This window comes from Nocardia sp. NPDC060255 (assembly GCF_042727395.1).
GTDB lineage: Bacteria > Actinomycetota > Actinomycetes > Mycobacteriales > Mycobacteriaceae > Nocardia.
The window spans coordinates 43,642-70,163 of record NZ_JBHXAU010000022.1 but is presented as its reverse complement, the minus strand read 5'-3'; the positions used below and the strand labels follow the sequence as shown (position 1 = coordinate 70,163).

Below are 26,522 nucleotides of genomic sequence, written 5' to 3'. Positions count from 1 at the left end.
GAGTGGTGGTAGATGACAAAGCCTTTCGATCCGCAGGCGTTCGCCGCCGCGGCGGTGGCCCGGCTGACCGGTCCCGGTGGGCGCTTCGAGATGGTGGTCGAGGATGTGCTCGGCGCACCTGTGCCGGTAATGCGACACCGGGGGAAGTCGCTCGGTGATGTGCTGGCCGCGTCGATCACCTGGGGTGAGCGCGATTACCTTGTCACCGAGGAGCGGCGGCTGTCGTTCACCGAGCACGCGGCTGCGGTCGGTGCGCTGGCCAGGGCGCTGCGCGACCGGTACGGCATCGAAAAGGGCGACCGGATCGGCATTCTGGCTGCGAACACCGCGGAATGGGTGATGACGTTCTGGGCCGCGCAGTGCCTCGGCGCGATCGCGGTGGGCTACAACGCCTGGTGGACGCCGCGCGAGATCGCCTACGGTGTCGAGCACACCAAGCCCGCCGTGCTGGTCGTCGACGCGAAACGCGCGGCGCTATTGGCGGAGCTGGATATTCGCGTGCCCGTGCTCACCATGGAACACGATCTGCCCGCGCTGATCACCGAATTCGGCAGCGGCGCAATCCCATTGACCGAGGTCGACGAGGACGACCCGGCGGTCGTCCTGTACACCAGCGGCACCAGCGGACGTCCCAAGGGCGCGGTGCATTCGCAGCGAAACCTGCTGGCGGTCATCGGCTATCACCAGTTCAACGACGCCCTGGCCGCCGAGTTCGCCGGTGCCACCGAACCGCCGAGCGGCCGCAGGTTTCTGCTCACCTCCCCGCTGTTCCACATCGCCAGCCTGCACAACCTGGTGGTGCCGCGGCTGGTGACGGGCGACACCACGATGATCTACCAGGGCTCTTACGACGCGGATCGGGTGCTGCGTCTGATCGAACGCGAACACATCACCAACTGGGGCGCCATGCCCACCATGGCCACCCGGCTGCTGGAGCAGGACCTGTCCCGGTACGACCTGTCCTCGCTGGCCTCCTTCTCGCTGAACTCGGCACCATCCTCGGCGGCGCTGCAACATCAACTGCGCGAACAACTTCCGGTGGCCAAGACCGCGCTGGTGACCAGCTACGGGCTCACCGAGTGCAGCACCGCGGCCACCCTGGCCAGTCCCGCCGAGCTCGCCGCGTTCCCGGATACGGTGGGCCGCCCCGTCATCGGGGCCGCGGTGCAGATCCGCGACAGCGCGGGCAACGTCGTTCCGGACGGCACCGAGGGCGAGATCTGCGTGCGCAGCGTGTACGTGATGCTCGGCTACTGGGACGACGCGGCGGCGACCGCCGCCGCGATCACCGAGGACCGCTGGCTGCGCACCGGCGATATCGGCGTGCTGACCGACGGCAGGCTCCGATTGTCCGGTCGGCGTTCGGATCTCATTTTGCGCGGCGGCGAGAACGTCTACCCCACCGAGATCGAACAGTGCCTGGAGGAGCACCCCGCGGTCCGCGAATGCGCGGTCATCGGCGTACCGCACCCCGACCTCGGCCAACAGGTCGCTGCTGTGGTCGTCGTCGAAAGTACCTCGGCGACAACCGAAGAGGAGCTTCAGGCCTTCACCGCTGAACGAATCGCCTATTACAAGGTGCCCGCGCGCTGGCGCCTCACCACCACGGCGCTACCGCGCAACGCCACCGGCAAGGTCGTGCGCACCGGCATCGAGGTGTAACCGGACCCAGGGCCAGGAATCGTCGAAGTCCCAGCTCACTGCTTGACAACATCGTAAAATTGTCAAGGGATCGGGCGACGTGTTCGCCTGGCCGCTCGCGAGGAGTCAATGTGGACATTTTCGAGCATCAGGGCAGAGCTGTGGCCTTCGACCGCGCCGGCAGCGGCGCGCCGGTGGTGTTCCTGCACAACGCGGGCACTCAACGCCATATCTGGGACGACCAGGTGGCGACACTGCGGCGCGACCATCAGGTATTCGCCCTCGACCTGCCCGGTTACGGTCAATCCGACCAGCCGGCGGACGGCTACCGCCTCGCCGACTATGTGCGCATGCTCGACGCCTTCTTGGACACCCACCAGCTCACCGACGTGGCGCTGGTCGGCAACTGTCTCGGCAGCGCCACCTCGCTGAGCTACACGATGGGGCATCCGGACCGGGTCCGGGCTCTGGTGCTGATCAACCCGCTGACCTGGGACACCGTCAGCTCCGGCCAGTCCGCGCCGATGGCATGGGCGGACGCGCGGCTGCCGCTCGGACCGCTGGCCCGCAGGCTCGCGCTGCCCGGCCGCGCCGTCTCGCTGATCGTCGCCAACCAGCTCGGCACCCGCGGCAAGCGCCAGCGGCTGCAGCACTCGCCCCGCCTGCGCGCGCACTGGTCCGATCGCGGCCGCCTGCACGCCCTGCACGAGCTGGTCCAGGACTTCCCCAGCTACGCCGCCCTCGACCGGTTCGACCCGCCGCCGGACTTCCCGCCGATCTGCACGATCTGGGGCAAGCAGAACCGCATCCTCTCGGCCGAGGCCGGTGCCCGCCTCAATCGCGGACTGCACGTGCAGGCGGCCGTCGAGCTGCCGGACTGCGGCCACCTGCCCATGGTGGAGGACCCGGACAAGGTCACCGCGATCATCACCGATTTCCTGGCGACGACGAGCCGGGCCACCGTCCCGAAGGCCGTCGGCGGTTCCTGATCACCTCACCTCACAGCGGCGCCGCGGTCGGATACAGCGCCGGGAAGCTGTCGGAGCGCACACCGCAACCGGCGCACTCGAATTCGATGCCGATGGTGAGCAGCCAGTTGATCCTGGTGTGACACGTGTCGCACATGAAGTCGACGCCCTCGGCATGGCAGCAGGGCCGTTTGCGGATGAACCATTCGGCGCGATGTCGGCAGGGGACGGTATCGAAGCGAAAAGTGCAGCCAGGGGCGGCCGGTAGCGGGGCGACGATCGCCTCGAATGTCGTTGGGGCCGTGGTGGAGTTCATCGGCGGTACCTTCCGGCGGCGCAGCGCGGGCCATGTCGGGGGGATCTCCCTCGGATCCACACCCTGCTGATCGTTCGCCCAACATTTGCCGTTACCAGGTGTAGATTCGACGTCCGATACGCCCGTTACTCCCCGTCCACCGGGTTTGATGCGAGACCTTCCGGGAACCCGGTCGAATAGAGCCGTCGAGGAAAGGGATCCGTCATGTTGTTACGCCGACTTGCCCGCCCGCTGTTGGCCACTGTCTTTGTCGTGGAGGGTGTCGATACGTTGCGGCACCCGGAAACACGCGTCAAGGCGGCGACCGAGCTGGTGCAGCGGGGCCAGCGCCAGCTGCCCGAGGAGTACGCCGCGAAATTGCCGAGCGATCCGGGGACTGCCGTACGGATCAACGCGGGCGCGCAGGTAGCTGGCGGTGTGCTGCTGGCCCTCGGCAAGGCGCCACGCCTGGCCGCGCTGGTCTTGGCCGCGACCGTCATCCCGGCCACGGTCACCGAGCAGGACTTCTGGAACGAACCGGACCCGGCACAGAAGGCGAGCAAGCGCAACGCGTTCCTCAAGGATCTCGGGTTGCTCGGCGGGCTGATGATCGCCGCGGCCGACACCGAGGGCAAGCCGTCGCTGGGCTGGCGCGGCAAGCGGGCCGCCCGCGATGCCGCCGCTACGGTCACCGCAGCGCTGCCGTTCACCGGTTCTTCGGACGGCGCGACCGGTGAGCTGCTGAAGCGTCGCGCACACGAAGTCGCTTCGGCGGCAGGCAGTTTCGGTAGTGCCGCGGCCGCGAAGGGTTCCGAGCTCGCCGAGACCGTGCAGCAGCACAGCCCCGAATGGGCCGCTGCTGCAAAGGAACACGCGGCCCCGCTGGCCGACGTGGCCAAGGAGCGTGGCGCGGAACTCGCCGATGTGGCAAAGCATCGCGGCGCCGAATGGGCCGAACTCGCCAAGGAGCGCGGACCGAAGTGGGCCGAGCTCGCGCGTGAACGCGGCGCGGAACTGGCCGAATTGGCCAGGGAGCGTGGCGCGGAACTCGCCGATGTGGCAAAGCACCGTGGCGCCGAATGGGCCGAACTCGCCAAGGAGCGTGGCGCCGAGTTCGCGGAGGTCGCCAAGGAGCGCAGTGCCGAATTGGCCGACACCGCACGTGAGCGTGGTCCCGAACTCGCCGACACCGCCCGCAAGCGCGGCGGCCGGTTCGCCGATACCGCGCGGCATCGCGTCGAAAAAAGGCTGAACTGAGCCGAAAGACTAGGCCGTCTCTTCGTATCCGACGGCGGCGTCGGCCAGCGCGGCGTCCAGCGACCGCACCCGATGGAAGCTGGGCGCCAAGCCGGTCACCTCCAGCGCGCGATCGACACAGCGTGCATCGGTGATCAAAACCATTCGCCGCCTGCTCTTTTCGGCCTGCGCCTGGGCGTCGACGAGTACCCGGAGCCCGGCGGCGGCCAGGAAGGTGACCGGCGACAGGTCGAGCACGATCAGGACGGGCCCGGCACCGAACACCCGGCAGAGCTGATCACGGAAGCTCGGCGCGGTACGCAGATCGATTTCGCCGTCCACCAGCATCATGGCGATATTGCGGCGCGGACGGCACACCGAAAAACGAAGAATGTCAGTGACTTCCAGTGCCGACCGGTTCGGAGGTGGGGCAGCGAACCGCTCGTCGTCGTTGAGTGACATATGCCGACTCCTCGGCCTGCCCCGTCCGGGACAGACCTGTCTACCAAGTGAAGCATGGCAGGTCAGGTCTGTACAGCGACCGGATTTCGGTCAGCTCGCCGCTTGTTTGCCCAGTGCACCCGCGAACAGCAGGCCGCCGATCACCGCGGCGGGGACGCCGAGCGCGATGGTGCCGATGATCGCGCCGATCGGGGCCGCGGCGGCGCCGGTCACCAGGCAGCCGCCGAGGAAGCCGGGGACGGCGAGGACGCCGATCGTCGGGACGGCCGCCGCCGCGCCGACCAATGCGCCACCCGCGACGCAACCGATGCCCGCGCCGATCGCCGTGCCGATCAGGGTGCCGAGGGCGACGCCGAGGCCGGCCACCGTCGCGAAGTTCATCACGGCGGTGTTGAAGTCGGTGGATTGCGGGTCAATGGCGATGTCGCGCAGCTCGGCCGGGGCGGGGTGGGCGGCGGCCGGATCGATACTCGGTGTCAGGGTGGCGGTGTTGCCGTCGATCTTCGCTGTGATCGGCCACACTATGTTGTCGCGTTGATAGCTGAGCGGCATCGACACGAGCGCGCGGCCGGTACGGTCGTTGATCAGAAACTGTCCATCGGCGGCGGTCAGTGTGCCCGCGTCGGTGGTCAGCACCACGGACTTATCGACCATGCTTGCGGTGTAGTGCATTTCGGGTGCCGTCGGGTCGGCATGTGACGTGCCCGCCGAACCGACCAGCGCGGCAACCGTGCACGCCGCCACTGCCACGAATGTTGTTCTGCCCATGGGAATCCCTCATCTTCTCGCCTCGGCGTGTGCCGGGCGCGCGGTCTCAGGTGCGCTCGGGGCACCCTGCTGAGTACGAAAGTTGTTGCAGAGAAGCAATATTGGCGAGTCAGCCGAGACTGGTCGGGTCGCCGTGCGGAGCGGCACTCGGTGCCGCGGAAGGACGCTAGCCCTACGTCGGCGTGCCGTGCAACCGCCGTGCGCCAAGTGTCGTCCAGCTCACAGTGACCGCAACGGCACGGACAAATCACTCGAAATTGCCGGGAACTACAGGGCGTAGTGGGCCGACTAACTGGCTATGCAGCGAACAGCCATGCGGATCAGCCCGCAGGGAGATTTCGGTGTGGTGGTCGAGGACTTCGACCCTGCATCGCGCGATGACATCCATGCGGTCAAGCGCGCCGTGTACCGCGAACGGATCGCGGTGATCAAGGGCATCGAGCTCGATCCGCGCCAATTCGTGGCGCTGGCAAGCGGTTTCGGCGAACCGATCCGGTACTACGAGCCGATCTACCACCACCCGGACGTGCCCGAGGTATTCGTGTCGTCCAATGTCGACACCGGTGAGCAGCGGGTCGGTGTGCCCAAGACCGGGAAGTTCTGGCACTCGGACTACCAGTTCATGGCGCGCCCGTTCGACCTGACCTTCACCCATACCCAGGTGGTGCCGACGCACAGCCGGGGCACCTATTTCATCGACCTCGCCCGCGCCTACCAGCAGCTCAGCCCCGAGTTGCGGCAATCCGTGGCCGATACGGTGGCGACGCACAGTGTCCGCCGCTACTTCAAGATCCGGCCGAGCGATGTCTACCGGCCCATCTCGGAGGTACTCGCCGAGATCGACCGCAAGACGCCGCCGGTGACGCTGCCGACCGTCCACGCGCACCCGCACACCGGGGAGCCTGTGGTGTACGTCAGCGAGGGTCTCACCGAATCCATCACCGCGGCCGACGGGACCGATCGGCCCGATCTGCTGCACGAATTGCTTTCTGCCACAGGACAGCTCGATGACACCTTCGAGCACCCGGCGATCCGTCTGCAGACCTTCGAGCGGGGCGATCTGCTCATCTGGGACAACCGCAGCCTGGTGCACCGGGCGCTGCACAACTCCACCAGTGAGCCCGCGGTGTCGCACCGGGTCACCGTGTACGACGACGAGGGCATCCCGGCGTGACGGGCGAGGTGTTCCCGAACGATCCGCTGCTGCTGTCGGAGGTGCTGCGCTGCTACAAGCCGCATTGTCGTTATCTCCGCGCGCTGACGGTCGAGGCGCAGGGCGAACAGGCCAGCGCCACTGGCACATTCGAGATTCCCGAGTCCTGCTACATCGACGCGACCGGTCACCTCAATTCGGTCGAGGTGAACATCTGCTACAACCAGATGCTGTACCAGACCATCGCGGTGCTGGTTCGGCATCACGTCGGCCCGCTGTTCGGCGACTGGACCATGGACGACTACTGGCGACGCCAGCTACCCGACATCCTGATCACCCGGCTCGACAGCGAATACCGGCGGCCGATCGACCCGCGACGGTTCTACGGTGAGTTCGCGCTGGGTGGTAGTCAGGAACGCACGAGCTCGGTCGACGGTGCGCCGTTCACCTCGCTGGACACGTCGTTCCGCTGCTGGGACGACAACGGCGGGCTGTGCGCGGGCACCGTCCGTTTGGCCATCGTTTCCGCCGCGCGTCCGCTGGGGGCGGTCCGATGAGTGCGCCCACCGTCACCTCGATGCTGGCCGAGCATGCGCGGAATCGTCCGGACACCCTCGCCATCGCCTGCGCCGGAGTGGGGCTCGACTACGCGCGGCTGCGCGCCGACAGCATCCGGCTCGCCCGCGCGCTGCGTGCGGCCGGGATCGCCAAGGGCGGCCGGGTGGCCTACCTGGGCAAGGAGTCCGTCTACTACTACGGCCTGTTCTTCGCCTGCGCGCGGCTCGGCGCGGTGCTGGTGCCGATAAATTTCCGGCTCACCGCGCCGGAGGTCGAGCACATCATTCGCGATTCCGGTAGCGCGCTCGTGCTGGTCGACGCCGATACCGCCGACATCGCCCGGTCTGCCGCACCGGATGTGCGGTCGGTCGTGCTCGCTGGTGACGAGTTCGCCGGCTGGCTGGCCGGTGTCGCCGACCCGGATCCCGACGAGCACCCGTCGGGTCGCGACGACGCGGTGATCCAGCTCTACACCAGCGGGACCACCGGGTTACCCAAAGGTGTTGTGCTGGCGCAGCGCAGCTTCTTCGCCATCGCGGACGCCCTCGACGAGGCCGGGCTGGACTGGCTCGAGTTCCGCGACGGCGACCGCAATCTGATCGGCATTCCAGGCTTTCACGTCGGTGGAATCTGGTGGGCCATGCAGGGTTTCGCGGCCGGTATCACCAATGTGGCGATGCCACAGTTCGACAGCAGCACCGCGGTGGCCATCGTCGAGGAAGCCCGGATCACCACCATGTGCGTCGTCCCGTCGATGCTGCGACTGATCCTCGGCGAGCCGCGGGTGACGCCGGAGACGGTCGGCTCGGTGCGCAAGGTCGTCTATGGCGGATCACCCATTTCGGAGACGCTGCTACGCGAAGCCTTGGAACTCTTCGGTGCCGAATTCGCGCAGATCTATGGGCTGACCGAAACCGGGAACACCGCGATCTGCCTGCCGCCCAAGGAACATGTGCCGGGCAATCACCGGCTGGCCGCGGCAGGTCGACCGTATCCCGGTGTGTCCGTGCGGATCATCGACGCCGCCGGCACGCCGCGGCAGCCCGGCGAGGTGGGTGAGATCTGCCTGCACTCGCCTGCCGCGATGCTCGGCTACTGGAATCTGCCGGAAGCCACCGCGGAAACCCTGATCGACGGCTGGATCCACACCGGGGACGCCGGATACGTCGATGCCGACGGCTACCTCTACATCCGGGACCGGTTGAAGGACATGATCATCGTCGGCGGCGAGAACATCTATCCCGCCGAGATCGAGAACGCGCTCGCCCGGCATCCGGCCGTGGCGGATTCGGCGGTGATCGGCGTGCCGGATGACGCGCTCGGCGAATCGGTGCACGCGTTCGTCGCGTGCAGGCCCGGTGCGCAGGTGCGGGTGCGCGAGCTGATGACGTTCTGCCGGGAGCATCTGGCCTGGTTCAAGATTCCGGTGCGCTTCGAGTTCGTCGAACGCATTCCGCGCAATCCGAGCGGCAAGATCTTGCGCTGGCAGCTGCGCGACCGGTTCTGGGCGGACCGGGAAAGACAGGTCAACTGAGCGCGATGGAACCACTCACCTATGACACCGTGCGGGCGGATATCGCCGATGTGCTGTATCTGGAGCCGCACGAATTGGCCGACACCGATGACCTTTTCGACGCGGGACTGGACTCGGTGCGCTTGATCGGCTTGATCGAACGCTGGAAGTCGCGCGGCGCGGCACCGGCTTTCGTGGACCTGGCCGAGCATCCGACGCTGGCCGCCTGGTGGCCGTTGCTCGCGCCGCGGTCCGCGCCGTGAGCGAGCGCCGGCGAGGTGGCGTCGTGACCGCGGGGCGGCCGCTGACCTCCGCGCAGCTGGGCGTCTGGCTCGGTCAACAGCTCGATCCGGCCTCGGCCGTCTTCAATATCGCCGAGTACGTGGATATTTCCGGGCCGGTGGCGGTGGACGTGCTGGCGACCGCCATTCGCGCGGCGGTCGATGAGGCTGCGGCGTTGCATATTCGGTTCATCGAGGACGGACCGCAGCAGGTTGTGCAGGCGCCCGTCTGGGAAGTCCGCGTGGTGGATGTTTCGGGCGAACCGGATCCGCTGCGTGCCGCGCTTGATCTGATGGACCGGGACGTTTCGCAACCGGTCGACCTGACCGGCGACATCCTCTTCGCGCACATCGTGTTCCGGCTCGATGCCCGGCGGACGCTCTGGTACCACCGGGTGCATCACATCCTGCTCGACGGCTATGGGATGGCGCTGATCGCGCGACGTGTTGCCGAGCTGTACACGGCGACCGTGACCGGAACCGCGCTACCGCCTTACGCATTCGGGTCGTGGGACGCCGTGCTCGAGGCGGATGCCGCGTACGCCGAATCCGCGGACGTCGAGCGCGACCGCGAGTTCTGGCTCGACTACCTCCGCGACCGGCCCGCGCCGGTGACTTTGTCTGCGGCCGCACACTCGTCATCGGTTGTGGGGCAAACACTTCGGGAGTTCACCTCACTGGATCCCGAGACGGTCGCGCTGCTGCGTAGCGTCGCGGAAGCCGCGCGCGCCAACTGGACCGATGTGCTCACCGCCGCGATCGCCGCGTACGTGCACCGGATGACCGGAGCCGAAGAGGTGTGTCTCGCACTGCCGGTCATGCTTCGAACCGGCACTCCGGCGCTGCGTGTGCCGTGCATGACGCTCAACGGTGTCGCCCTGTGGACCGACTTCACGGACGATCCGACGCTGACGGAGCTCACCGGCCGGGTCGCGCGGCACCTGGTCCGCGGCAGGCGCCATCAGCGATACCGCAGCGAGCAGGTGCGCCGTGACCTGGGCTTGGTCGGCAGCGATCGCAGTATGTACGGGCCGTCGGTCAACATCATGCTGTTCGACTACGACCTGAGCTTCGGCGATTGCACCAGTGCGGTGCACAACGTCACCGCGGGCATGATCGATGACCTGGTCTTCAACCTCTACGACCGAATCGACGGCACCGGCCCCACGCTCTACCTCGACGGTCACCCTGGCGCGTATACGGCAGCCGAGTTGGCCACCCATCTGCAGCGCTTCACGACGTTCCTCCGCCGTATCCTGGAGCAGCCGGAGCAGCGGCTCGACGCAGCCGATCTGTTTCTTCCCGGCGAACGAGAGTGGTTGCGCACCAACAGCCGTGGCGTCGATCGGCCAAGGCCCGACAGCACTGTGCACGATCTGTTGGCCGCTCAGGTAGCCCGCACCTCGACGGCTACCGCGCTCGTTGCCACCGGCGCGCCGTGCGCTCTCACGTATGCCGAACTGGCCGCACGAACACGAGAATTGAGTGCCGCGCTGACAGCTGCGGGTACTCGCAGCGGTGACGCCGTAGCAGTATTGCTTCCGCGAACCAGCGACGCGATCGCCGCGCTGTTCGCTGTACTCGCCTGTGGTGCAACGTATGTGCCGCTGGATCCCGGACAGCCTGCGCCACGATTGGCGCTGCTCCTCGACGGTCTGATGGACGCCCCCGACGGGACAGAACTCGCCGCCGTCATCACCACGACCACGCTGGCCGTGCCGATACCCGACGCACTACGCGACCGTGTCCTTGATCTCGACGAATTACCCTTCACGCCAACGACACTGACTACGGGCGAAGCACCCACGGGCCGCGAAGTCCCGAACCCGAGGAGTGCGGTTCGATCCGCACTAGACATGGTGGCCCCAGCGAGCGCCACCGTGCCCCTTCGCACGCATCCCCCGATCCGACTGCATCCTGAGCATCCGGCGTGGATCGTGCACACCTCGGGCACCACCGGAACTCCCAAGGCCGTCGTCATTTCGCATCAATCGGTGGTGAATCTGTACCACCACCATCGCGAGCAGCTGATCGAGCCCGCGGTGGCCGCGCGGGGTGGGCGGCGGATGCGGGCGGCGCTGACCGCGTCAATGACATTCGATACCGCGTGGGAAGGGTTGCTCTGGCTGCTCGCGGGACACGAACTGCACTTCATCGATGACGACCTACGGCGCGATCCTGATCGCCTGGTCCGCTATATCCAAGACCAGCGCATCGACTTCCTCGATGTCACACCGACTTTCGCGCGCGAGCTACTGACCGCCGGACTCCTCACCGGGGCGCGTCGTCCGACGGTGATCGCGCTCGGCGGTGAGGCGGCCGATCCGGCGCTGTGGACCGCACTGCGGGCCGAGCCGGGTCTCTCGGTCTATAACCTGTACGGCCCAACGGAATGCACCGTCGACGCCACCTGGACCGGCATCGACGCGCATGCGCAGCCGTCCATCGGGGTTCCCGTCACCAACGGCCGCTGCCACGTAGTGGATCGAAGCTTGCGTCCGGTGCCGCCGGGAGTGGTCGGCGAACTGTATGTCGGCGGAATGCCGGTCGGTCAGCGGTATCTCGGCCGGTCGGCGGCGACCGCGGCGCGCTTCGTGGCCGACCCGTTCGATTCGAACGGTAGCCGCCTCTACCGCACCGGAGATCTGGTGCGGTGGCACAAGGACGGTCACCTCGAATACCTGGGCCGCGGCGACAGCCAGATGTCGTTGCGCGGCTACCGGATCGAGGTCGGCGAGGTAGAGGCGGCCCTTGCCACACATGCGCAGGTCGACGCGGCCGCGGTGCGCGTTCATGCCGAGGTGCTCGTCGCCTACGTGGTACCGACACCCGACGCGGGCGAACCCGAGACGCAGTCCCTGCGTGTGCACATGGCGGGACGGCTGCCCGACTACATGGTGCCCGCGGTGTTTGTCGTGCTGGATCGTCTGCCGCACACCACGAACGGAAAGCTGGACCGAGCGGCACTGCCCGCGCCACCGGACGCCGCGTGCACCGAGCGACCCCCGCGCACTCCCATCGAGCGCGCGCTGGCCCGGCTTTTCGCGGAGGCACTCGAGGTCGAGTCGGTCGGCATCGACGACGACTTCTTCGCGCGCGGTGGACATTCGCTACGCGCGGCGCGGGTGCTGAACGGCGTCAGGGCAGCCTTCGGGGTGCGATGGGATCTGCGCGCCATGTTCGACACACCCACCGTCGCCGGGCTCGCCGAACGCCTCGAATCCGGTCATGACAGCGACGAGTCGACCTGGACGGCAGCCGATCTCGAAGCGGACGCACAGCTCGACGGCACCATCCGCGCGACGGCCGAACCACCGGCGGAGCCACAGACGGTGCTGCTCACCGGTGCCACCGGATTTCTCGGCGCGTTCCTGCTGGCGGCCCTGCTCGAGCGTACCGAGCTGCACGTGTACTGCTTGGTGCGCGCTGACGACGATCCCGCAGCCCTGCGTCGCATCCAATCCGCCTTTGCCCGTTATGGTCTCGGCAGCACACCGACGGACGGCCGCACGCGCCGAGTCACCGCGATCGCGGGCGATCTCGCCCTGCCCCGGCTCGGCCTGTCACCCGCGCGCTACCAGGTGTTGGCCGACACCGTCGATGCCATCGTGCACAACGGCGCTCGAGTGCATCACTTCGAGCCGTACTCCCGGCTACGTCCCGCGAATGTCGAAGGCACCGAACGCATTCTGCGTCTCGCGACCACCGGCACGCCGAAGCCGGTGCACTTCGTGTCTTCCGTCGACACCGCCTTCGCCATCGACGGCAACCCGCCGATCCTCACCGAGGACCGGCGGGTGGCAGCGACCTCGTTGCCACACAACGGCTACGTGGCCAGCAAGTGGGTGGCGGAGGGCCTGGTGTACGCCGCAGCCGAGCGTGGCGTGCCGGTCACGGTGTACCGCCCCGGTCGCATCAGCGGTCACTCACGCACCGGAGCGTCCGGCCCCGATGACGCGTTCTGGAGCCTGATCCGCGCGATGGTCGTGCTCGAGGCCGTGCCGGACGCGATCTACGGGGCAGGCACCATCGACATGGTGCCGGTGGATTGGGTCGCTGCCACTATCGCGCACCTGGTCACGCACCGCCCGACGGCCCGGACCTTCCATCTGACCAGCCAATACGCGCTGACGTTCGCCACCATCGTCGATGCACTGCGTGATCGTGGCTACCCGATCGCGGCCATCCCGTCCTCGATCTGGCAGGCGCGGTTGACCGCCATGGCGGATCGAGCGTCGGCACAGGACGACCACTCGTTGACCATTGCCCGCGCGCACACCGCACACCTGGCAGCTCCTGGCGACGCCGTCAGCTACGGGCGCGGCAACCTCCCCGATTTATCTCTCCCCCAACCGGATTCCGCCACGGTACTCGCCGCCGGGATCGACTACCTGATCGAAACCCAATTCTTCCCTGCGCCGCCGGCCGTCCCGGTCCTGGCGCACCGATCGAAGAGGCTTCCATGTTGATCAAACGCGCGCTGCTACTGACGCTCGCGGCAAGCACCCTCGCCGTCACCGGCTGCACGACGTCGGTGACCGACGCGGCGGACAGCAAACCGTCCGCGGCGACCGAGGGTGTCACCAAATACCCGATATCCCTGGAGAATTGCGGCAAGACCTACACGTTCACTGAAGCACCGAAACGCGTCGTCGTGATGAACGGCGGCTCGGTCGGCGAGGTGTCCTCGCTCATCGCACTCGGCGTCGCCGACCGCGTGGTGGCCAACGCGCAGTCCTACGGCGCCTCCGACGTACCGGACCGCGCCGCCGCGATCGATGCCCTGCCGACCGGCAAGTTCACCCCGAACGCCCTGCAGGACATCCCCCGCGAGGCGATGCTGAATCAGCACCCCGACCTGGTGATCTCCACCGGCGGTGGCGGTTTCGCCGCCGACCAGGGTTTCGCGACCCGCGAGGAGCTGGCCGCGGCGGGCGCCAATACCTATGTGCCCCGGGCGAATTGCAGCGTCACCGGTGCCGTCACCGGCACACCGACGATCGAGGACAGCTACGCCCTGCTGCGCGATCTCGGCGCCATCTTCGACGTGCCCGGCCGAGCCGAGCGTGTCATCGCCGACTCGCAACGCGCCGTCGCCGAGGCCGCGGGCCGAGTCGCCGGGCAACCGAAGAGGAATGTGCTGCTGGTCTTCCCGGGTATGGGCATGGGCGACTCGTCGGACTTCTCCGCGATAGCGGCGGGCGGCATCTGGAACGACGTCATCGACAAGGCGGGCGGGGTGAACCCGTTCAACCGGGACGACGGCACCACCTTCGTCACGATCAGCAAGGAGCAGCTCGCGGTGACACCGATCGACGGGCTCATCGTGGTCAACTACCGCAGCCCCGACATCGACGCCGCCGCCAAGCGGATCCTCGAACAGTTCCCGCAGTGGAGCGCCACGAAGACCAATAACTATGCGGTGCTGTCGGATTCGATCTACCTGGGCCCGAGCAACGACGTGGCCGTGCGGCGCATCGCGAAACTGGTGCACCCCGAGCAGTTCCGATGACCCGCAGCGCCACCCGTCCACCGCTGGCCGCGACGCCGCTACCGGTCGCGCTCGCCGTAGCGGCGGCGGTCCTGCTCGCCGTGATGCTGCTGTCGGTCGCGGCAGGCTCGGTCACCGTGTCCGTTGCCGATACCGGCCGGGTGATCCTCGCCCATGTGTCCGGGAAGACACCGGATGTCGGCTTCACCGTCGACCAGATCGTCTGGAACTACCGGCTGCCCCGGGTGATCCTGGCCGCGCTGTGCGGCTGCGGTCTCGCCGTGGCGGGCGTGATTCTGCAAGCGCTGGTGAACAATCCGCTGGCCGACCCGTACGTGCTCGGGCTGTCGTCCGGCGCCTCGCTCGGCGCGGTGACCGTGATCGTCACCGCCGGTGGCGTACTCGGCGGCATCGGCGTGACCGCCGCCGCCTTCTGCGGCGCGATCGCGACCATCGCTGTGGTGTTCCTGCTCGGGCAACAACGCGGCACGTTGGTGCCGACCCGCTTGGTGCTGGCGGGGGTCGCGGTGGGCTACCTCCTCCTTGCTGCGACGAACTACCTGCAGTTGCGCGCCACCCCGAATGAGCTACGGACAGTGATGTTCTGGACGATGGGCAGCGTCGCCGGGGCGAGTTGGGATCGGCTCGGCACAGTCACCGTGGTGGTGCTGGTGACCGTCGCCGTAGTCCTCGCCTTCGGCCGTCGGCTCAATGTCCTCGGCACCGGCGATGAGCAGGCCACCGCGCTCGGCGTCGACGTGCGCGCGCTGCGGATCGTGCTACTGGTGCTCGCCTCGCTGCTGACCGGCGTGCTGATCGCGGTGGCGGGCGGAATCGGCTTCGTCGGCTTGATGATTCCGCACCTGGTCCGCCTCGCCTTCGGCCTCGACCATCGGCGGGTGCTACCGCTGTCCGCGCTCATTGGCGCCGCATATCTGGTTGCGGTGGACCTGCTTTCGCGCACCATCGACGCGCCGAACGAATTGCCGCTCGGCATCTTCACCGCCGCGTTCGGTGCGCCGTTCTTCCTCTGGTTGCTGCGCCGAAACGGTGGACTGGTATGACGTCCTCAGCCGAATTGTCTGTTGCCGGAGTAAGTGTCACGTTCGGCGACGCTCAGGTCCTCGACCAGGTGACCCTGCACGCACCGCCGGGCACGGTCGTCGGCATCGTCGGCCCGAACGGCAGCGGCAAGACCACCTTGCTGCGCACCATCTACCGGTCACTACAACCGATCGCAGGCATCGTCGCGATCGATGGTTCCGACATCGCCGGAATGTCGATCCGCGCCGCAGCCCGCGCAACCGCAGCCGTCCTCCAGAATGGTTCCGGCTCACCGGAACTCACGGTCGCCGAGGTGGTCGGGCTCGGCCGCAATCCGCACCACGGCCTGTTCAGCCGGGATACCGCGACCGACCACCAGGCCGTCGACGACGCCATGGCACGGACCGGCAGCACCGCATACGCCGACCGCACCCTCGGCTCCCTGTCCGGCGGCGAACGCCAGCGTGTCCTGCTCGCAAGGGCACTCGCGCAACAACCGCGCCTGCTCGTGCTCGACGAGCTCACCAACCACCTCGACGTCCGGGCCCGCTTCGAACTTCTCGACCTGATCCGCACGACCGGCATCACCACCCTCGCGGTGCTGCATGAGCTCGACCTCGCCGTGCGCTGCTGCGATCGACTGGTGGTCCTCGATCACGGCAGCGTCGTCGCGGCGGGCGCGGTACTCGAGGTGATGACGCCGGAACTACTCCGAAAGGTGTTCGGCGTGCACGCCACCGCGACGCGCCACAGCGACGGCATCATCCGATTGCATTACGCTGCAAACCCTTTGGCAGAGGCCTAACGTCACGCGCGCAGGCCGCCGTCGACGCGCAGGACGGTGCCGGTCACATAGGAAGAGCGGTCGCTGAGCAACCATGCTGCGGCCTGGGCGATTTCGTCCGGGTCGGCGACCCGGCCCAGCGGGGTGAGTGCGTTGAGCCGCTCGATGACGCCCGGCGAGTCCGCTTCCCAGTCCTGGATCATCTCGGTCAGCGTGCTGCCCGGTGCGATCGCATTGACGCGGATGCCCTCCGGACCGTAAGTGACAGCGGCAGATTCGGTGAGGCTGTTGACCGCGCGCTTCATCGCGCCGTAGGCGGGCAGCTCCGAGTTGCCCATCAGGCTGCCGACGCTGGAGGTGTTGACGATGGCGCCCGTGCCCGCGGTCGCCCGGATGGCGGCGACCTCGGCGATCATGGACAGCCACGGGCCCTTGAGATTCACGGCGTAGACATAGTCGAAATCGGCCTCCCGCACCTGATCCATCGGACCGGACGGCACCAGTGCCGCACCGTTGTTGAAGGCGACGTCGAGCCGGCCGTATCGGTCGACGGTGTGGTCGACGGCGGCGCGCACGCTATCCGGGTCGGCCAGGTCGCACACCACGTAGTCCGCGGTGCCGCCCGCCGCCCTGACCTCCTCGGTCACTGCCTGCAACTGCGCCTCCGTCCGGGCCGCGAGCATCACCCGGGCACCTTCCCTGGCGAACAGTCTGGCCGCGGCCGCGCCGATGCCGCGTCCGGCACCGGTGATGAAGGCGACCTTGTCGGCCAGTAGGCCCGCATGCGTAGTCAGTGTGTTGTCCATGGCTCCGAGCCTCGGCCCGAACACCGAGCCGAGCCAGGTACCGGCTGTACCTGGCTCGATTCCGCGAACGCCGAGCACACTGAAGGTGTGGACAGACGAGAACTGGCGGACTTCCTGCGCAGCAGGCGGGAGCGGATCACCCCGGCCGACGTGGGTCTGCCCGCCGGGCCCCGGCGCCGCACCCCGGGCCTGCGCCGCGAGGAGGCCGCGCAGCTGGCTTTCATCTCGACCGAGTACTACACGCGGCTGGAACAGGCCCGTGGCCCGCGCCCATCGCGCGAGGTGCTGAGCGGTTTGACTCGCGCACTGCGCCTTTCGGACGCCGAACGTGACCATCTGCACCATCTCGCCGGGGCACCGCCCGGCCCACCGGCCGGCCCGTCACGCGAGGTGCGGCAGAGCATCCTCGACCTGCTGCATCGGCTGCCGCAGGCCGCCGCGATCGTGACCTCGGCTACCTGGGAGGTGCTCGCCTGGAACGAGCTGGCGGCCGCGTTGATGGAGGACTTCTCCGCGCTGTCGCGACGCGACCGAAACCTGGTGCGGCGGACCTTCCTTGGGCCGCGCCTGCACGGGCGCCGGTTGTACGGGGTGTCGGACGCGGACACGTTCGCCCGCAGCGCGGCCCAGGATCTGCGCGCCGCCGCCGCGCGCTACCCGGACGATCCGGAGGTGAACGAGCTGGTGGCCGAGCTGCGCGCCGGAAGCCCGGAGTTCGCCCGTCTATGGGCATCCCACGATGTGTGTGCCGAGCCCGCCCTGTGCAAGACCTTCGAGCATCCGCTGGTCGGGCCGATCGCCGTCAACTGCGATGTCCTCGACATCACCGACCGGGACCAGCGAGTCGTGATCTACACCGCTACCCCGGGCTCGCCGACCGAGCAGGCCCTGCAGCTGCTGTCGGTCATCGGTACCCAGCGCATGGACGCCACGCCGTGAGCTCGGCGTCAGCCGTTGGCGCTGCGCCGTGTGCCGAATCTTGTTGCGGCGACTAGATCTTCGCGACCGCGAGCCACCCGCGAGCGGACCGTGCCCACCGGGCAGCCGCAGACCGCGGCGGCTTCGGCGTAGGACAGCCCGAGCACCTGGGTGAGCACCAGCGCCTCGCGTCGCTCCGGCGCGAGATCGTCCAGCAGCAGGTTGAGTTCGACGATCTCGGTCAGCCCGTCGCGCCGCGGCACCTGCCGGTCGGCGGCCGCGACCCAGTCGACGCCGTGCGCGATCTTCGGCCGGGCCACCGCCATCCGCACCTGATCGACCACGACCCGGCGCGCGATGGACAGCAGCCAGGTGCGCGCGCTGGCGCGGCCCTCGAAACGCTTGATGCTGCCGAGTGCCCGCAGGTAGGTCTCCTGGGTCAGGTCATCGGCCCGGCCGACCTCGGTCAGATGGGCGAGCAGCCGCCACACATCTTTCTGGGTGGCCCGGATGAAACCTTCCAGTGCCCGCCGGTCGCCACGCGCCGCCGCCAGGGCCAGGCGGGTCGTCTCGTCATCCTCGGCGGGCGTCGGCATGGTGTCGACAATAACCCGCGGCCACCACGCCGACGGACCGGCCCGGCCGAGGTAACGCAGGTCACCACGCTGGTTTCCGTGAGCGGCGCCACCAAAAACAACCGCCGGGAACTTCGGTGTCCGAATAGACGACAATCTGGACGTGGAGTGCAAAGTGTGCCGGACGGCGCTGTCGGCCCGGATCGACGGCGAGCGCGAAACCGTGCCCGCCGCCCGGGTGGACGAGCACCTCGAGCAGTGCGCCGAGTGCTGCTCCTGGTATGTCGCCGCGGTGGAGACCTCGAAGCGATTGTGCGGCGGCTCGGCGTACGCGCCGGACCTGACCGACGCGATCTTCGCCGCCGCCGAGTTGGAGCGGCCGCAGCCCGCGCCGCTGGCCAGGCTGCGCGCCGCCGTCCCAACCTCACGAATCGCGTTGACGCGGGTGTTGCTCGGTGTGCTCGGTCTTGTGCAGTGCGCGTTGGCCCTCGCCCAGCTGGCCGGGCTCGACTTCGGCATGAGTCACCACCACGGCGCCGAGATGACGCGCCACCTGCTCAACGAGAGCACCGCGTGGAGCCTGGCGATCGGTGTCGGGTTCATCTACTGCGCGCTGCGGCCGCACGCCGCCGCCGGAGTGCTGCCGGTGCTCGGTGTGCTGGTCGCCGCGTTGAGCGCGTTCGTGGTGTCCGACTTGTACTCCGGCGTGGTGCCGATCTCCCGGGTCCTCTCGCACGGACTGCTGGTCGTTGCCCTTGTGCTGGTCGTCGTCGTGCACCGAACGCGCCGCCCGGAAACCTCGCCGCCGACCCGCGACCGCGTCCCGACCGACCTGGTGCTGCCGCCCGGCGCGCAGTTCGGCAGGCGCACCCGCCACCTCCGCTCGACCCAAGATCCCGCCGCGTGAACGGAATGTCATGACCATCGAGCTCGACTCGATCACTCGCACCGAACCGAACCGCATCTCCCTCGCTGTCACCGGAATGAGCTGCGCCGCCTGTTCTACCCGGGTGGAACGCAAGCTCAACAAGATCGACGGGATTACCGCGTCGGTGAACTATGCGACCGGGATCGCGACGATCGACGCGGTCGGCGATGTCACCGCCGAGCAACTGTGCGCCGAGGTCGATGCCACCGGTTTCGGTGCGTCGCCGATCACGGACCGCTCCGAGCCGATCAGTTCGGCGCCCGAGGACGCGGCGGTGAACGACCTGTTGCGCAGGCTGGTTGTGGCGCTGATGGCGTTCTTCCCGCTGGCCGATCTGTCGGTGATGTTCGCGACCATCCCCAGTACTCGGATCACCGGGTGGCAGCTGATTCTCACCGTGCTCGCGCTGCCGGTGGTGGTCTGGTCGGCGGCGCCGTTCCACCGCAAGGCTTTTGCCAATGCCAAGGTCGGTGCGGCGAGCATGGACACGCTGGTCTCGGTGGGCGTAATCACCGCGACACTGTGGTCGTTGGACACGATGTTCTTGCACCCCAACCGTTCCGGGCCCGCGCCCGACGGCGTGTGGGCGGCGATCTGGGCCAGTGACGCGATCTACCTCGAAGTTGCCGCAGGCGTCACCGCATTCGTGTTGGCGGGACGGTATTTCGAGGCGAAGGCGAAGCGTTCGGCGGGCAGTGCATTGCGTGCGCTCGCCGCGCTCGGCGCGCGTGAGGTCACCGTGCTGACCCGCGACGATCGCGAAATGCGGGTTCCCATCGGTGAACTCGTGGAGGGGCAGCGCTTCGTCGTGCGGCCCGGCGAGACCATCGCCACGGACGGCCTGGTGGTGTCCGGCGAGTCGAGCGTCGACGCCAGTGCGATGACCGGTGAATCCATTCCGGTCGACGTGAACACGGGCATGGCGGTGATCGGCGGCACCACCGCGCTCACCGGGCGATTGATCGTGGAAGCCGCTGCGGTAGGGGCGGATACGAAGCTGTCCGGGATGATCCGGCTGGTCGAGCAGGCGCAGACCGGCAAGGCGCGGATGCAGCGGATCGCCGATCGGGTGTCGGCGGTGTTCGTTCCGTTCGTCTTCCTGGTGACGGCCGTGACGTTCGTGATCTGGCTGGCGACCGGCTCCGGTGCGGATCGCGCCGCGGCGGCCGCGCTGGCGGTACTGGTCGTGGCATGCCCGTGCGCGCTGGGCCTGGCGATTCCGACGGCGCTGATGGTGGCCTCGGGACGCGGTGCGCAGCTCGGCATTTTCATCAAGGGCCATCAGGCTTTGGAAGCCACCCGGGACGTGGACACCGTGGTGCTGGACAAGACCGGCACCGTCACCAACGGCGCGATGAGTGTGGTCGCGGTGATCGAGCACGAGTCGTTCAATACGGCGGAGGTGCTGCGCCTGGCCGGCGCGGTGGAGGCCGCGTCCGAACACGCGGTGGCGGCGGCGATCACTCGGCACGCGCGCGAAGCGATCGATGAACTGCCCTCGGTCGAATCCTTCGAGGCCCTACCGGGATTGGGCGCGCGTGGCATGGTGGACGGCCGTCGAGTGCTGGTCGGCCGGTCGCGACTGTTCGACGATCAGGGCATCGGCATCCCGCAAGACCTGAATCGTGCTGTCCGGCAGCAGGAACGGTCCGGACGCACCGTCGTGCTCGTCGCCGTCGATGGTGTTGTCGTCGCGGTGATCGCGGTGGCCGACACCGTCAAGGTGACCGCCGCGGCCGCGATCGCCCGGCTGCACCGGCTCGGGCTGCGCGTCATGATGTTCACCGGCGACAACGCCTACGCGGCACAGTCGGTGGCCGACGAGATCGGCATCGATGAGGTTGTCGCCGAACTACTTCCGGAGGGCAAGGTCGAACTGATCGCCCGGATGCAGGAGCAGGGACATCGCGTGGTGATGGTCGGCGACGGCATCAACGACGGCGCCGCGCTGGCCACCGCGGACCTCGGCATGGCGATCGGCGCGGGCACCGACGTCGCGATCGCCGCCGCCGACGTCATCCTGGTCCGCGAGGACCTCGGCGCGGTCGCCGACGCCATCGAACTGGCCCATGCCACCCTGCGCACCATCAAGGGAAACCTGGTGTGGGCCTTCGGCTACAACGTGATCGCCATCCCGATAGCCGCACTCGGCTTCCTGAACCCACTGATCGCCGGCGCGGCCATGGCCTTCTCATCATTCTTCGTAGTCTCGAACAGCCTGCGGCTGCGCCGAGTCCGCTTCAACCGGTAACGGATTCAGCGTCGCGTCTGGGCAAGCTGTTCCAGCATGGCGTTGTAGGCGGCTAGGTCGGAGTCTCCGTAGTCGTCGTCCTTGCGGTCGGTGCGGACTGCGGTGCGGCGGTCTTGGGCTACCCACTGGCTGAGTAGGGCGCCGACTACGAGCAGGATCGGGATTTCGCCGGAGACCCAGGCGATGCCGCCGCCGACGCGTTGGTCGGCGAGCAGGTCGATGTTCCACGGGAGCTGCAGGTTGGTGTAGAAGCGGGAACCGATGACGGTGTTCATCGACATCACCGCGACACCGAAGAAGGCGTGAAAAGGCATGACCGCGAAGAGGACTCCGAGCCTGCCGAGGTGCGGCAGGCGGCGCGGGCCCGGGTCGATGCCGATGATGCCCCAGTAGTACAGGTAGCCGACGATCAGGAAGTGCACGTTCATCAGCACGTGCCCCCAGTGGTATCGGATCAGGCTCTCGAACAGCGGCGTGAAATACAGTCCGTAGAGCGAGATCACGAACAACGACAGCGCCGTCGCCGGGTGCGCGATCACCGCGGTCGGTCGCGAATGCAGCAGGGCGAGCACCCATTCGCGCACGCCGTGCACCTGGCCGCGCTTGGCCGCGGGCACGGCGCGCAGCAGCAGGGTCACCGGCGCGCCGAGGACCAGCAGCACCGGCACGAACATGTTCAAGGCCATGTGCGTGATCATGTGCATGCTGAACATCGCGAAACCGTAGGTGCCGATGCCCGAGGACGTCGCGATCAGCAGCGCAACGCAGCCGCCGATCCACGAGGCGGTGCGCCACCGCGACCATTCGTCGCCGCGCCGCCACAACCGCAGCACGCCGAGCGTGTACAGCATGATCGCGGCCAGCGCGGCGGTGCCGAGCACGATGTCGAAGCGCCACACCGTGATCAGGCGCAGCAGGTTCGGCCGATCGAACAGGTCGAAGCCGAGGAACACCTCCTGCGCGGTGAACGATCGATCGGCGAAGGCCGGGGCAGGCTGGACCGCCATGGCCACCGTCGCGGCGATCGCTACCGCGGAAAGCGCTCCGCCGCAGGCGATCAGGAAGGCAGTGCGGGCGCCGGGAGCACGGTGTCGCAACACCGCGCGCATCGTCAGCCCGAGGTCGACGCCGACGGCGACCACCACCAGCGCCAGTCGCCCGTACCCGGTGGTCAAAATATCGGACCACGGCAGCAGGACCACCCAGAGCACCAGACCGCTGAGCGTGGCCGCCGCCAGACACAGCAGCGCGATCACCGCGCCACGGCGGATCGCGGTGTGCGCGTGTGATCCGTTGCGGCGCAGGTGGTCCGCGACGCACCACAGCAGTCCGGGCAGCACCGACACCGCGAGCTGGAAGATGATCATCGCGCCGGTGCCGTAGTCGTGATTCGGCCCCTCCCCCGCATTGCCGACCATCGTGGGCGGCAGCACGCCGATGGCGGCCACCATCAGCAACACCGCTGCCCCGTTCCAGGACAACACCATTCGGGCACCCAGCGTCACCACACCGGCCAGCACGGCGACCACGATCCAGGCCTTGGGCTTCTCACTGGCGTCGATCAGCGGGCCGAGCGCACCGATCCGGAAGAGACCGGAGACCGTCAGCCCACCGACGTTCGCCGCGGTCGCCGGGATCAGCGCCAGCGCGGACAGCAGCCACACCAGACCGGCTCGCTCGGCGAGCCGCAGCCCGGAGTATCCGTCGACGTCGAGGCGGCCGCGGCCGGTGACGGCGGTACAGCACACCGCATAGACCAGGGCGCCGAGCGCGGTCGCGCCGGCCAGCGCGGCGACGACACGCAGCAACACATAGCCGAGCACATCTGCGAAACCGGGATAAGCGGTGCCTGCGGCGCGGTAGGGCGCGTCACCCGCCTCCACCACCGAGCCGATGACGAGGGCGAGCAGAACGGCCGCCGCGACCAGCCAGACGAGGTGGACCGTCGAGCGTTTCACCTGCACGTTGCCGTCCACCATCCTCGAGAACGAAAGTTTGCCCGGAACCAGGCCTCGTTCAGCGGTCGGATCCGGCGCCGGGAAAGTTCCAGCGCCGCACCAACTGCGACGCAGGTCACATCTCGTCGGTGCCTGTGTTCAGACGGTGTTGGCGCTGAGCCCGCCGGAGATCGTCAAGGCCTCGCCGTTGAAGTGCCGCCCTCGCTCGGACGCCAGCATCACCACCGCGTCGGCGACCTCGGCGGGCGCGATCAGATCGGAGTTCGGCGGACCGGACGCGAACATCGCCATCACGTCCTCCTTGGTGGGATTCTCCTTGTCCGGCAGCATCATTCGATACATCGCCGGATTCTGGATCATGTCGGTGTCCACGCCGCCGGGCAGCACCGCGTTGACGGTGATGCCGTACTCCACCAGTTCCAGCGACAACGACTTGACCAGCCCGAGCACGCCCCATTTCGCCGCCGCGTAGTGCCCGGCGTTGCGCACGCCCATCCTGGCCACGATGGAGGAGGTGGCCACGATGCGGCCCCACCGGCGTTCGATCATGTGCGGCACCACCGCGCGGAAGCTGTGGAAGACGCCGTTGAGGTTGATGTCGATCATGTCGTGCCACAACTCGTCGTCCATTTCGGCGATCAAGGAGTTCGAGGCGATGCCCGCGTTGGCGACCAGGATGTCGATGTGACCGAAGTCATCGATCGCGCGCTGGGCGACCGCGGTCATCTCCGTTCGGCTTCGCACATCGGCTTTGAGCGCCACGCAGCGGCGTCCGGTTTCCTCGACCAGCTTGGCCGTTTCGGCCAGATCCGACTCCGAGCTCATCGGATACGGCACGCTCGCGACCTGTTCAGCGATATCGCACACCACGATGTCCGCGCCGGCCACCGCCAGCGCCACCGCGTGCGCACGCCCCTGACCTCGGGCGCCGCCGGTGATCAGCGCTACTTTGCCGTCCAGCTGCCCCATGTCAGCCCCTCACCAGATCGGTATCAGTTCGGCCGAACTCATCGTTTCACGCCGGCATGTCGTGTAGCTGCTGTTTACGTTCGTATTGTCCAGAACTACACACGAAACGTTCCAGGTCGGCGCAGCGACGAAGTGTATGCGGTGTGCGTCGCAGCATCAGGCAGTACTCGCCGGCGGCACATCGCACAGGCGCGCGGCCCAGCGCGCCCACAATGGTCCCAGGGGGCCAGATGACCGATTGTGAGTACTTCGCCGTGGATCTCGACCAGCTCGTTCGACCTTTCGACAGCACACCGACGACCGACTACGACGCGACCGTGGCCCGCTCGCTCGACAGCCCGCGGCTGCGCCGGCTCGTGCACACCGCGGTCGGTCTCTCGCACGACTCCATCGACCTGCTGTCCACCATGAGCGACCGCCTGCGCGCCGTCGAAGGCATGCTCATCCAGGACCCGCTCGAGATCTGAGCGGGCTCAGGCGGTGCGACTGGCCGCCGGTAGCCCCGGCGCGGCCGGTATCCGTTGATAGCCACGGAGATTGACCAGCCCGCGCCGCTCGGGGAAGCCGGTGAGCCGCAGCTCGGGGAAGCGATCGTAGAGCGCGGACAGGGCGACGGCGCCCTCCATCCTGGCCAGGCTGGCGCCGAGGCAGGCGTGCACGCCGCTGCTGAACGACAGGTGCTCGCGCGCGTTGGCCCTGGTGATATCGAAGGCGCCGGGGTCGGCGAAGACGGCGGGATCACGGTTGGCGGCACCGAGCAGCAGCGTGACCGAGTCACCGCGGGGGATCGTCCGATCAGCTATTTCTATGTCGCACAATGCAGTTCGAGAGGTCATCTGGACCGGGCTGTCGAATCGCAGGATCTCCTCGATCGCGTCGGGCCACCGGTCCGGCTCGGCCCGCAGCAGGGCGAGTTGGTCCGGATGCTCGTGCAGCACCACCATGCCGTTGCCCAGCAGATTCACCGTGGTTTCGAAACCGGCCCCGGCCAGCAGTGTCACCGTTGCCTTGAGTTCCGGCATGGTCAGACTGCCGTTGACGGCCAGTTGGCTGAGGATATCGTCGCCGGGATCGACCCGCAGCCGGGCGATGTGTCCCTCGATGAATTCCTCGCTCGCGCGTAGGGCCGCGATGGCGTCGCGGAACGCGCGCCACGAGATGCCGACATCGAGCAGGGGCGCGCCCGCGTGCCCGAGCTCGAGCATGTAGTCCTGGTCTTCCCTTGGCACACCGAGGATTTCGCAGATGATCGCCACCGGAAGCAGGGTGGCGAAGTCCGCGATCAGGTCGGCGTCGCGGCGCGCCGCCAGCCCGGCGAGCAGCTCATCGGTCACCTCGACAATGCGATCATGCAGGCGACCGACCGCGCGCGGGGTGAATTCCTGCGCGACGAGCTTGCGATATCTCGTGTGCTGCGGCGGGTCGACCATCAGCATCGACGGCGGTTCGACCGGGTTGGCCAGCTTCAGGTCGGTCGCCCGCACCAGCCTGCGCATCGATCGGGGCAGCTTCAGCGCTTCCGGTGAGCTGGCACCGAAATTTTTGTCGCGCAGCACCTTTCGACACACCTCATGGTCGGCGGTGACCCAGGTGACCCCGGTGCGAACCAGTCGGCCTTGCTCGCGAATGCGGTCGCCGAACAGGTAGGGGTTCTCGGCCAGGGAGTTCGTCAGGATCTCCGACAACGGATCACCGTCGCGGGCGCGCTTGTCGAAGTACATGCGCGGCAGGCCATGCAGTGTTGCCCAACGCACCCAGGTTTTCATTTCGGCCCCCGCCTGTCGTTTGTTGGACCTCACGGTACGCACCTGAGTGCAGCGGCGCATCAACCCGCGGTCGCAGATAGCCCTGATATCCAGGGCGTATCACTCCTGACGGACCACACAGCGGCTCCTCTCCGCAGAAGCCCAGTTGGAGAAGCCT

The 26,522-nt window shown here is 67.9% G+C and carries 23 protein-coding genes; 15 read left to right on the top strand and 8 right to left on the bottom strand.

Translation table 11 applies throughout. The annotated features are described in order from the left end of the window. The first annotated feature begins 12 nt into the window (after positions 1-12). A complete protein-coding gene (locus ACFWF1_RS32325; protein ID WP_379285392.1) occupies positions 13-1,662 on the top strand; it encodes a class I adenylate-forming enzyme family protein in 1,650 nt (549 codons plus the stop codon). A 110-nt stretch (positions 1,663-1,772) separates the two neighbouring features. Beyond that, positions 1,773-2,630, top strand: coding sequence for an alpha/beta fold hydrolase (locus tag ACFWF1_RS32320; protein WP_379285393.1), 858 nt, complete (start codon positions 1,773-1,775; stop codon positions 2,628-2,630). Between the two features lie 10 nt (positions 2,631-2,640). On the opposite strand, the gene ACFWF1_RS32315 is transcribed toward ACFWF1_RS32320, so the two are convergent. Then, a complete protein-coding gene (locus tag ACFWF1_RS32315; RefSeq protein ID WP_379285394.1) occupies positions 2,641-2,925 on the bottom strand; it encodes a hypothetical protein in 285 nt (94 codons plus the stop codon). A 204-nt stretch (positions 2,926-3,129) separates the two neighbouring features. On the opposite strand from ACFWF1_RS32315, the gene ACFWF1_RS32310 reads away from it, so the two are divergent. After that, positions 3,130-4,161 carry a DoxX family protein gene (locus tag ACFWF1_RS32310; protein ID WP_379285396.1) on the top strand — a complete coding sequence of 344 codons (1,032 nt, stop codon included), beginning with the start codon at positions 3,130-3,132 and terminating at the stop codon, positions 4,159-4,161. 9 nt (positions 4,162-4,170) lie between these two features. On the opposite strand, the gene ACFWF1_RS32305 is transcribed toward ACFWF1_RS32310, so the two are convergent. Together ACFWF1_RS32305 and ACFWF1_RS32300 are read right to left on the bottom strand one after the other, a co-directional pair. Further along, the gene (locus ACFWF1_RS32305; RefSeq protein WP_379285398.1) at positions 4,171-4,602 is read right to left on the bottom strand and encodes an STAS domain-containing protein; all 432 of its coding nucleotides are present in this window, start codon (positions 4,600-4,602) and stop codon (positions 4,171-4,173) included. A 90-nt stretch (positions 4,603-4,692) separates the two neighbouring features. Next, positions 4,693-5,370, bottom strand: coding sequence for a hypothetical protein (locus tag ACFWF1_RS32300; RefSeq protein ID WP_379285399.1), 678 nt, complete (start codon positions 5,368-5,370; stop codon positions 4,693-4,695). A gap of 298 nt (positions 5,371-5,668) precedes the next feature. On the opposite strand from ACFWF1_RS32300, the gene ACFWF1_RS32295 reads away from it, so the two are divergent. The 8 genes from ACFWF1_RS32295 to ACFWF1_RS32260 are packed head-to-tail and all read left to right on the top strand — an operon-like array spanning position 5,669 to position 16,215. Further along, positions 5,669-6,544 carry a TauD/TfdA dioxygenase family protein gene (locus ACFWF1_RS32295; RefSeq protein WP_379285400.1) on the top strand — a complete coding sequence of 292 codons (876 nt, stop codon included), beginning with the start codon at positions 5,669-5,671 and terminating at the stop codon, positions 6,542-6,544. Beyond that, positions 6,541-7,080: an FcoT family thioesterase gene (locus tag ACFWF1_RS32290; RefSeq protein WP_379285401.1), complete on the top strand. Its 540-nt coding sequence runs from the start codon at positions 6,541-6,543 to the stop codon at positions 7,078-7,080. Before ACFWF1_RS32295 ends, ACFWF1_RS32290 begins: the two co-directional genes overlap by 4 nt. Then, the gene (locus tag ACFWF1_RS32285; RefSeq protein ID WP_379285403.1) at positions 7,077-8,615 is read left to right on the top strand and encodes a long-chain-fatty-acid--CoA ligase; all 1,539 of its coding nucleotides are present in this window, start codon (positions 7,077-7,079) and stop codon (positions 8,613-8,615) included. The genes ACFWF1_RS32290 and ACFWF1_RS32285 overlap by 4 nt, the downstream gene beginning before the upstream one ends. 5 nt (positions 8,616-8,620) lie before the next feature. Next, complete coding sequence (locus ACFWF1_RS32280; protein ID WP_379285404.1) at positions 8,621-8,857, top strand: phosphopantetheine-binding protein; 237 nt, start codon at positions 8,621-8,623, stop codon at positions 8,855-8,857. A gap of 23 nt (positions 8,858-8,880) precedes the next feature. Next, the gene (locus tag ACFWF1_RS32275; protein ID WP_379285406.1) at positions 8,881-13,344 is read left to right on the top strand and encodes an amino acid adenylation domain-containing protein; all 4,464 of its coding nucleotides are present in this window, start codon (positions 8,881-8,883) and stop codon (positions 13,342-13,344) included. After that, positions 13,338-14,387, top strand: coding sequence for an ABC transporter substrate-binding protein (locus ACFWF1_RS32270; protein WP_379285408.1), 1,050 nt, complete (start codon positions 13,338-13,340; stop codon positions 14,385-14,387). The genes ACFWF1_RS32275 and ACFWF1_RS32270 overlap by 7 nt, the downstream gene beginning before the upstream one ends. After that, positions 14,384-15,430, top strand: coding sequence for a FecCD family ABC transporter permease (locus tag ACFWF1_RS32265; RefSeq protein WP_379285410.1), 1,047 nt, complete (start codon positions 14,384-14,386; stop codon positions 15,428-15,430). The genes ACFWF1_RS32270 and ACFWF1_RS32265 overlap by 4 nt, the downstream gene beginning before the upstream one ends. Then, positions 15,427-16,215 (top strand): ABC transporter ATP-binding protein, encoded by a 789-nt coding sequence (locus tag ACFWF1_RS32260; protein ID WP_379285412.1) that lies wholly within the window; start codon positions 15,427-15,429, stop codon positions 16,213-16,215. The genes ACFWF1_RS32265 and ACFWF1_RS32260 overlap by 4 nt, the downstream gene beginning before the upstream one ends. Before the next feature lie 2 nt (positions 16,216-16,217). On the opposite strand, the gene ACFWF1_RS32255 is transcribed toward ACFWF1_RS32260, so the two are convergent. Next, positions 16,218-17,000, bottom strand: a complete 783-nt coding sequence (locus ACFWF1_RS32255) for an SDR family NAD(P)-dependent oxidoreductase (RefSeq protein WP_379285413.1) — start codon at positions 16,998-17,000, stop codon at positions 16,218-16,220. Between the two features lie 87 nt (positions 17,001-17,087). On the opposite strand from ACFWF1_RS32255, the gene ACFWF1_RS32250 reads away from it, so the two are divergent. Then, the gene (locus tag ACFWF1_RS32250) at positions 17,088-17,939 is read left to right on the top strand and encodes a helix-turn-helix transcriptional regulator (protein WP_379285414.1); all 852 of its coding nucleotides are present in this window, start codon (positions 17,088-17,090) and stop codon (positions 17,937-17,939) included. Positions 17,940-17,947: 8 nt separating this feature from the next. Here the strand turns inward: ACFWF1_RS32250 and sigC are convergent, their stop codons facing one another. Next, a complete protein-coding gene (gene sigC, locus ACFWF1_RS32245) occupies positions 17,948-18,514 on the bottom strand; it encodes an RNA polymerase sigma factor SigC (protein ID WP_379285416.1) in 567 nt (188 codons plus the stop codon). Between the two features lie 142 nt (positions 18,515-18,656). Between sigC and ACFWF1_RS32240 the strand changes: the two genes are divergently transcribed. Both ACFWF1_RS32240 and ACFWF1_RS32235 read left to right on the top strand, forming a co-directional pair. After that, complete coding sequence (locus tag ACFWF1_RS32240) at positions 18,657-19,400, top strand: zf-HC2 domain-containing protein (RefSeq protein WP_379285417.1); 744 nt, start codon at positions 18,657-18,659, stop codon at positions 19,398-19,400. Positions 19,401-19,410: 10 nt separating this feature from the next. After that, positions 19,411-21,672: a heavy metal translocating P-type ATPase gene (locus tag ACFWF1_RS32235; protein WP_379285418.1), complete on the top strand. Its 2,262-nt coding sequence runs from the start codon at positions 19,411-19,413 to the stop codon at positions 21,670-21,672. 5 nt (positions 21,673-21,677) lie between these two features. Here ACFWF1_RS32235 and ACFWF1_RS32230 read toward each other — a convergent pair whose 3' ends face one another. Beyond that, entirely contained in the window at positions 21,678-23,651 is a 1,974-nt protein-coding gene (locus ACFWF1_RS32230; RefSeq protein ID WP_379285419.1) for a cytochrome c oxidase assembly protein, read from the bottom strand. 117 nt (positions 23,652-23,768) lie between these two features. Next, entirely contained in the window at positions 23,769-24,599 is an 831-nt protein-coding gene (locus ACFWF1_RS32225) for a mycofactocin-coupled SDR family oxidoreductase (RefSeq protein ID WP_379285421.1), read from the bottom strand. Positions 24,600-24,829: 230 nt separating this feature from the next. Here ACFWF1_RS32225 and ACFWF1_RS32220 point away from each other — a divergent pair, with 230 nt between their 5' ends. After that, complete coding sequence (locus tag ACFWF1_RS32220; RefSeq protein ID WP_379285423.1) at positions 24,830-25,066, top strand: hypothetical protein; 237 nt, start codon at positions 24,830-24,832, stop codon at positions 25,064-25,066. Positions 25,067-25,072: 6 nt separating this feature from the next. Here the strand turns inward: ACFWF1_RS32220 and ACFWF1_RS32215 are convergent, their stop codons facing one another. Beyond that, positions 25,073-26,365, bottom strand: coding sequence for a cytochrome P450 (locus ACFWF1_RS32215; RefSeq protein ID WP_379285733.1), 1,293 nt, complete (start codon positions 26,363-26,365; stop codon positions 25,073-25,075). Positions 26,366-26,522: the final 157 nt, after the last annotated feature.